The sequence below is a fragment of the Paenibacillus sp. OAS669 genome (genome assembly GCF_014873645.1).
Lineage (GTDB): Bacteria > Bacillota > Bacilli > Paenibacillales > NBRC-103111 > Paenibacillus_S > Paenibacillus_S vulneris.
On the sequence record NZ_JADBDR010000001.1, the window covers coordinates 1,308,717 to 1,316,634 of the forward strand.

4 protein-coding genes and 2 pseudogenes are annotated in these 7,918 nt (G+C 51.4%); all 6 read right to left on the minus strand.

Annotated elements, in window-relative coordinates; translation table 11 throughout:
* On the minus strand, positions 1 to 785 hold a 785-nt coding region (locus GGC63_RS05385), incomplete at its 3' end, for a family 16 glycoside hydrolase (protein WP_192701361.1).
* 80 nt (positions 786 to 865) lie between these two features.
* Entirely contained in the window at positions 866 to 1,285 is a 420-nt protein-coding gene (locus tag GGC63_RS05390) for a GtrA family protein (protein ID WP_192701362.1), read from the minus strand.
* Positions 1,269 to 2,264, minus strand: a complete 996-nt coding sequence (locus tag GGC63_RS05395; protein ID WP_192701363.1) for a glycosyltransferase family 2 protein — start codon at positions 2,262 to 2,264, stop codon at positions 1,269 to 1,271. The genes GGC63_RS05390 and GGC63_RS05395 overlap by 17 nt, the downstream gene beginning before the upstream one ends.
* 93 nt (positions 2,265 to 2,357) lie before the next feature.
* Complete coding sequence (locus tag GGC63_RS05400; protein ID WP_192701364.1) at positions 2,358 to 5,540, minus strand: glycosyltransferase family 39 protein; 3,183 nt, start codon at positions 5,538 to 5,540, stop codon at positions 2,358 to 2,360.
* A 139-nt stretch (positions 5,541 to 5,679) separates the two neighbouring features.
* A pseudogene (locus GGC63_RS34355) lies at positions 5,680 to 6,921 on the minus strand (right-handed parallel beta-helix repeat-containing protein); the annotation flags it as partial.
* Between the two features lie 66 nt (positions 6,922 to 6,987).
* Positions 6,988 to 7,665 (minus strand): annotated as a pseudogene (locus GGC63_RS34360) (family 16 glycoside hydrolase); the annotation flags it as partial.
* Between the last annotated feature and the right edge of the window lie 253 nt (positions 7,666 to 7,918).

Here is a 7,918-nt window from a genome sequence, read left to right on the forward strand (position 1 = left end):
GATGTTGGTGTTGGCGTTGGTGTCGATGTTGGTGTTGGCGTTGGTGTCGATGTTGGTGTTGGCGTTGGTGTCGATGTTGGTGTTGGCGTTGGTGTCGATGTTGGTGTTGGCGTTGGTGTCGGAGTTGCCGTCGGTGTAGGTGTTGGTGTCGATGAAGAGCTGTCGGAAACGGTAATATTATCGAATTTCGCAACCGTTTTGAAGGCTACCAGCCCTACTGCCCCCGAAGTCAGGCTTGTATCCGTTGCAGAAAGCTGAAGGGCGCCGTTCACATACATTTTAATAGAGGAGCCAATGAGTTCCAGCTTCACGGTGTACCAGGTTCCGGCGGCCAGCCCATAGTTCGTTTTCGTCGCCAGGGTCGTGGTGGAACCGTTTACTTTTTTGCGGATCTCCAAAGTGCCTCCGCTGCTGTTATATAACGAGGCGGCATAGAAGTTATTGCCGTCCTTATACCGGCCGGCCACGTAAGTGCGGTTGGAGCCGTTGAAATTATCGATCTTGACATTCGCTTCTACGCTATAATCCGTCCAGGCGGAGCTGCCTGCCGAGGTGCGGCCTTCGTCCGTGCCGGATTGATAATACACATAATTGCCGTTGTCCTGAACAACGGACCAGATTCCTGTAGTCGCTGTCCAATTGTTCGCATTGCCGCTATTGAAATTATCGCTAAACAAGGTCGCTGCGCTTGCCGGATATATCACAAACAACGATAGCATAAGGGATAAACAAAGAATGAATGCGGCATTTCTCCGCCCGAAGCTGAGGCTCTTTAATAAACTCATAACGTACCTCCCAATAAATATTCTCCCTGCCTCTTTCTATCGCTAAAAAAGCCTTGTATGGGAAGCGGTTCGCTCCCCTTTTACCCTTTCTCTGAAGCTTTGACGAAAACCCACATTCGACTGGTAAGAAAATTGACCCCCATCATACAGCAGGTAATAGCCAGCTTCGACCACAGTACCTCCCAATGTCCATACCGGGTAAGCAGCAGGATGCCAAGGGTGGATAAACCCAAGCTTATCCCGTTCAGTATGGCGAAGCGGAGAAAAGCCCATGCCTTGCCTCGTCCTCCCCATTGACCGAAGGTCCATCGGCCGTTCCAATAAAAGCTGTTGATCGTCCCCGCCAAATAAGCCAGAATATGGGCTGCATAAACAGAAATTCCGCATGCCGAATACAGGACCAGGAAGACGCACAAGTCAACGGCCGTATTGGCAACCCCTACCAAGTTAAATTTAATGAATTGGCCGATCGTTCGAGCCGATTTATCGGATAGCTTCATGGCGATCCTGCGGTTCTGTGCGCGACCTGTTCTTCCGTTCCTGTGCATACCCTGCCCGCTCCCAAATAATATACAGCGGCCGCCCCTTCGTTTCGTCGTAAATGCGCCCGATGTATTCGCCGATAATCCCCAGAATGATCAGCACGATACCGTTAAAGAACAAATTGATTGCTACCGTCGAGGCCCATCCGGTTATCGTCGTATTGGTGAACAGCCTTTGGTACACAACGACCAGGATATAAATAAAGCTGACGGCAGACACCAGAAATCCCAGATAAGCCGCTGCCTTTAACGGTTTGTAGGAGAAGGACGTAATGGCATCTACGGCAAAACGGAGCATCTTGCGCAGCGGGTACTTGGTAACCCCGGCCCACCGCTCTTCCCTCGTGTATTCGACGAATGTCTGATTGAATCCGGTCCAGCTGACTAGCCCCCGTACATAACGGTTCTTCTCCGTCATCGATTTCATAACATCGCATACTTTGCGGTCGATTAAGCGAAAATCCCCCGCATCCACGGGAATGTCCACGCTGGTCATCGATTTTAACAGACGGTAGAACAGGTGGGCGCTCCATTTTTTGAACCAAGTTTCCCCCTTCCGCTCCAGACGTTTGCCGTACACGACGTCATAGCCGTTCTTCCACAGCTCAATCATTTCCAGAATGACCTCCGGGGGATCCTGCAGGTCCGCATCAATGACGACAATGGCTTGGCCCTCCGCATAATCCATCCCGGCCGTAATCGCTATCTGATGGCCGAAATTGCGGGCAAAATTCAACAGACGCACATTCGCATCCTCCGCGCAGAGCTCCTTTACGATATCGGCTGTCCGGTCCTTGCTCCCGTCGTTAACAAACAGCAGCTCATACCGCTCGTCGAGCGTATCCATCACCCGCTTGAGTCTGCGGTAAGTCTCCTCGATCACTTCCTGTTCGTTGAACATAGGAACGATAATGGAATACCGTATAGTTTCCTGCATAAAAGAAGTCCCTCGTTTCAGTAATGGAGTGTGTCTCTATAGAAGCCAGCCTGCCGCAGCAGCATGGAAACTTGCGGATAGCTCCCGTGGACTCTAGAAAAACTGCCACTGCGGAAACCATTTCAGCACATGCTCGGCGTATGACCGATCAATGACAAGTCCGGACAGGATAGGATAAAACAAGACGAAACAGAGTGCAGCGGCGGCCAAATAACCATACATCCATCCTATTTTTCCCTGCTGCGATTCTTTTATTTGCCTGTAATAGTAAGTAACCGCCAATATAGAAAAAGGCACCATTCCGAAATAATGATAAATAAACGTCATTCGGGGAACGAACATCCATGGGATATATTGCGAGAAAAAGGCGATGACGATAAAAATAACCGTCGCTTCTCTCGACTTGATCATTCTGAAAACGAACAGAAGGATCGCCAGAAATCCGCCCCACCATACCAAAGGATTGCCTATCGCAACGATACTCGATATAGTACCCGGCGGCAGCTCTGTCGCTCCGTAATACCACACGGGTCTGCTCATGACCGGCCACTGCCACCAGGAGGAGCTGAACGGGTGCGTGCCCTTCAGCTGGCTGTGATAATCGAGCATTTGCTTCTGGTACGACCATACTTCGGCCAGTCCGTGTCCTGTACCCGGAACAAGCATAAACGGGATGTAGGACAAGACATAGGTGACCATCGGAATGAGGATATAAAATACGATACATACGGCCAACGTAACCAACGTCCGCCGAGGAAATACATTCCGAATATGCTTCCATTCGGCAAGAAGGCCCGGATCGGTGCTATTCATGGACGCTAACCCTTTCCCGGCAGCCGCGTAGACGCGGTAATGCCAGAACAACCAGAGAAAGAAAATCAGCGCCAAGCCGCTCCCCGCATACAATACAATCCACTTGGAGGCTGCCCCGATGCCGAAGAACAGACCGCAAAGCGCAAGCAGAACCAGGGATTTCCGCCAATCTTCCGCAAACATTCTTGTACAGACGTAACGGTACATGAAATAAAACATCAGCAGGATAAAGAAAACCCCGTACACATCTATAGTGGCGATGCGCGTCTGTACGAAATGCAGCCCGTCTACCGTCAACAGGAAGCTGGATACAAACGCATACTCGCTTCTTCCGAACATTCGCTTGCCAAGCAAATACATCAGCGGAATCATAGCGATCCCGAACAGCGTTCCGACGATGCGCCAGCCGAACGGATTCATCCCGAATACCATAATTCCGATGGAAATCAATAGTTTACCCAACGGCGGGTGGGTCCATTCATATGGCTCGAGGTGATGCAAATGCTCGTAAGCGGTGCGCGCGTGATAAATTTCATCGAAGTACGTACCGTTCATATACGTAGACCGGTATGAAGCCTGAGAAGGCTCATCGATCAGCCGGCCAACGGTATCCGCTTTGGTTGGAGGATCCATATTCTCCCCCTTAATCGACAATACGGGTACCGGGATTTCGCTGCCCGATGCGTATACGGCAAGCTCATTAAGCGTAAATGAAGGACGTTCCACTGTCAGCTTAACATAACGTCCGGTTTCATGGACGGAAACCACCTGCCACATGAACACCTTGACGATGTCATTCGACACATGAATCGGGCGGCTCCAAGTTTGTCCATCCGCGCTGATCTCATAAGTGAAGCTTCCGTCGCCGACACCCGAAAAGCTGTTGATTCTCTCAATCGGCTTGCTCTCTCCCAAATCCAGTAGGACCTGCTCTCCTTCCCTGGATGCGAGCCATCCTGTTTCCGGCGCTTTGGCAGAGCCGAGATGGTACAAAGCCAATACGGAGTACACAAGCACCAGACCGCCCAGCAGCAGCGTATCCTTCCTTCCCCAATTGAGAGGCTTGGGCTCTGGCAGTCTCCAACCGACAGCGCTAGCCGATTCGCTCTCCGCAGCAGCGCCGGTTTGAATTCTAGCCTCGACGTCATCGCTTCGAGCGGCTTCGTCTTCTTGCAGGGACGCCATACTGGACATCTGACGGAGTACAATCGTTTGCCATGCCCATCTGCATAAATATAAAAACAGCATCACGTTGGCCAGTGAAACGACGGTCAACACGGCATCATCCGGAGGGATATGATATAGCTGCTCCAGGCTGCCCAGCAGTACTTGGTCCACATTGATGAAGTGAGTCAGGCTTAATCCGAGAAAGCAGTACAAGAGCCGCCTGTCGCGAAGATGCAGGAACCCCAGCAGGATAAAAAGCAGCGCGTAGTATAAATACCTTTCGTGCATTTTGGTCAGCACAACGAAAGTCCCTGTCATTAGAATGCCGGCAATGATGGCAAGCTGCTTCTCGTCCTTGCTGCTTTTCAGATACAAATACACCGTATACAGAAGCACGCAGGCCATCAGGATGACGCTCCATGACTGAAAGGTAAGGAACAGCGCTTGATCCGTGATCGGGGCGAAATTGCCCCCTAATAAGGTCATAATATTGTACGCATTCAAGCTTGCGTATGGATAGGATGATAAAGTTCCGAAATACAGGCTAAAGATCCAGAGCGGACCCTTCAATAGAAGAAAGGGAGCCGCCAACAGGCTGAACACAGCCAAGCCGCTTGCAAAGCTGGCAAGAAAAGATTTCCAGCTGCCTCTGCGGATGAAGACCAGCAGGAGCAGCGGGGCAAACAGCAGCGCTTGCGGTTTAATCAGAAGTGCCACCGCATAATATGCGGACGCCTGCCGCAGTCTGCCGCCCAGGACAGCCTCGATAAACAGGAGCATCCACAGCATGAAAAAGGAATCGACCTGACCCCATCCTGCCGAATTGACGATAATCGCCGGATTCAGCAAGTACAACACGGCAGCCCCGAGTGCCGCAGCGCCCCCTGCATGACGTGATCCCCATCGGAAGATGAGGTAAGAAGTCAGCAGATCGGTGAGCATTGCGGGGCTTTTTAAAAGGAGCAGAGCCCATGACGAATCCCATGAGATATGGAGCGCGCTGCGGATGACTCCTATGATGTATAAGACATAAATATATCCCGGCGGATAGTCGACGAACATATCGGTAGTATAGAACCGCATCAGTCCTGCGGAAGCGGCATGGTCCGCCCAAGCCTTGAACGTATTGACGTCTGCGTCATACCCGTACACGTTCCAAGCAATCACAAGCCGAAGCACCAGTCCTGCGCCCAGAACCGCCATAACGATTCCATGGGCCGGAGCTGTTTCCCGGCGAATCGTCCCCCTCCTCATCCCATAGCGGGAAACCAGGAAAAACAGCAGCATGAAGAGCATGCAATAAATCCAAGTTGTATTGATATCCTTCGCCCCCCATTTACAAGTGTAGTTCCTGATCGCCGCATCTTATTGCAAAAGCAGGCGTTCGGATGAGCCGTATCATCCGAACGCGTGAATGAATGTTACTCCCGTTGCTTTAGTTACGACCGATATTCGTGCCGCTCGGCGTTCCCGCTCCCTTCATGTCGCTGCCGGAAGCGAGCTTCAGGAAGCTGCCCAGGTTCGGTGAACCGTCTGCATTGCGGGTTAATGTAGGCGTCAGGCTGACAAAATCATCATCTGCCGCAACCAAGCCCTTGGCATTGGTGCTTTTATTGTTTTTCCACCATACGTTCGAGCTGTCCACATCGGTTCCGCTCGTCTTGTCGCTGGAACCGCCCTTATAGGACAAATTGTTCGTAAATTGATGCGTACCGGAGTCAAATGCAAAATTGCTTTGTCCGTTGCTATAGGACGTATTGTTTTTCAACGTTATCGAGCCCGGATTGCTGTTATACGTAAAGCCGTGCTTTTTGTTGAGATAAGCTACAGAATTGATGACGATGTGATTGACGGCGATTTGTTCTCCGCCCAGCTTGAAGCCGTTTCCGTCACTGTTGCTTGTGCTGCTGCCGGTCGAGGTTTGACCGTTATGATGAGCGATGCTGTTCTTGATGGTTACCGGACTGATGGCTCCCGTGTCCGACTTGGTATACAAATCCCAGCCGTCATCCGTATTGTAGGCGGAGATGCAGCCATCAAATACGTTGCCTGGACCGACCGTCAGCTTGGCAGCAAATCCGTCCGCATCCTCCCCGTTATCCGGATCAAAGTTATCGTGTGAATACGTATTGATAATTTCGTTGTAGCTCGGCCACTCGCTCTTGGCAGCCGAGGAAGCGTATCTGCCTAGCTGCAGCCCTGTATCCCTGTTATTGTGGATATCCAGGTTTTCGATTCGATTATAATTGCCTGCGACATAGACGCCGTTGTCGGCAGAGCCTTTAATCTCCAGCCCCTTGACAACCCAATAGCTGCCGTTGATTTGCAAGCCTCTGGCGTTTTGCGAAACGTCGGAAGCGTTATAAGGCTGAGAGGAGAAATCGAGCACGGGCTTCTCGGAGCCGTAAGCCACGATTTGCTTCTTGGCGCTGGCCGTACCGCTGTTCGTGCGATCTATCGTAATTTGTGTGGAGTAAGCATAAGTGCCTCCACGCAAATAGATCGTTCCGCCCGGTGCTACACGCGTAATCGCGGAAGTAAGTGTCGTCGGACTGCCGATAGCTCCCGAGTTGCTGTCCAGACCGTTCGGCGCCACATAAATCGTGCCCGTTGTCGGCGTCGCGGTTGGTGTTGCCGTTGGTGTCGGCGATGCCGTTGGTGTCGGCGATGCCGTCGGCGTCGGTGTCGGTGTCGACGTTGGAGATGGAGTTGGTGTCGACGCCGAGCTGTCCGAGACGGAAACGTTATCAAACTTCGAGACTGTTTTATAGGCGATCAGCCCAATCCCGCCAGACGTTAAACTCGAATCCGTGGCGGACAACTGCAAGGTACCGTTAATATACATTTTAATAGAAGTTCCAATGATTTCAAGTTTTACCGTATACCATGTGCCTGCCGCCAGTCCGAAGTTCGTTTTTGTGGCCAAAGTTGTTGTAGAGCCGCTTACTTTTTTGCGGATCTCCAAAGTACCTCCGCTGCTGTTATACAAGGATGCTGCATAAAAGTTATTGCCGTCCTTATACCGGCCCGCAACATAGGTCCGATTGGAGCCGTTCCAGTTGTCGACCTTCACGTCGGCCGTTACGCTGTAATCCGTCCAGCTCTGGCTGCCAGCCGAGGCGCGTCCCTCATCCGTACTGGACTGATAGTACACGTATGATGCCCCGTCCTTTACAACGGACCAGGTCCCATACTGCGTCGTCCAGCCGTCCGCATTCCCGTCCTCGAAGTTATCACTGAATAGGGTGGCGGCCGAGGCGGTGCCGAGCATCATCATGGCCGCAATCAGCGATATGCCGAGCATGAGAGCGGCGTACTTTCTTTTCATCCATCTCATTCGTACAATTACCTCCTTTTTGGGGTTAAACTGCTGCAGGCGTGTGCAGGATGCGCGAATGCCTTGTATCACCTCCCGTTTCATTTTCAATAAGGAATCATCCTGCCAGGCTTCGCCTGCTGTTCCGGGGAACCCCTTAAACGTATCTCGATCCGGGCGTTACAGCAATAAACACGATTTAACTATTTAGCCCCAAGGTATAATCCATCTAGGTCCTGGAATAATCATCAGCTTAGAAAATAGTTCTAGAGTAAAGGGCAGATAAATTTCTGCCCCTCCTCATCAAACCGTACGTGAGGTTTTCCCTCATACGGCTTTCCGATGTTCGTCATTCATG

What these genes read in the sequence shown, in the direction of transcription:
- GGC63_RS05400 (WP_192701364.1), bottom strand. Translation starts at nt 5,540, where the DNA reads ATGCTCTTCATGCTGCTGTTTTTCCTGGTTTCCCGCTATGGGATGAGG.
- GGC63_RS05395 (WP_192701363.1), bottom strand. Translation starts at nt 2,264, where the DNA reads ATGCAGGAAACTATACGGTATTCCATTATCGTTCCTATGTTCAACGAA.
- GGC63_RS05390 (WP_192701362.1), bottom strand. Translation starts at nt 1,285, where the DNA reads ATGAAGCTATCCGATAAATCGGCTCGAACGATCGGCCAATTCATTAAA.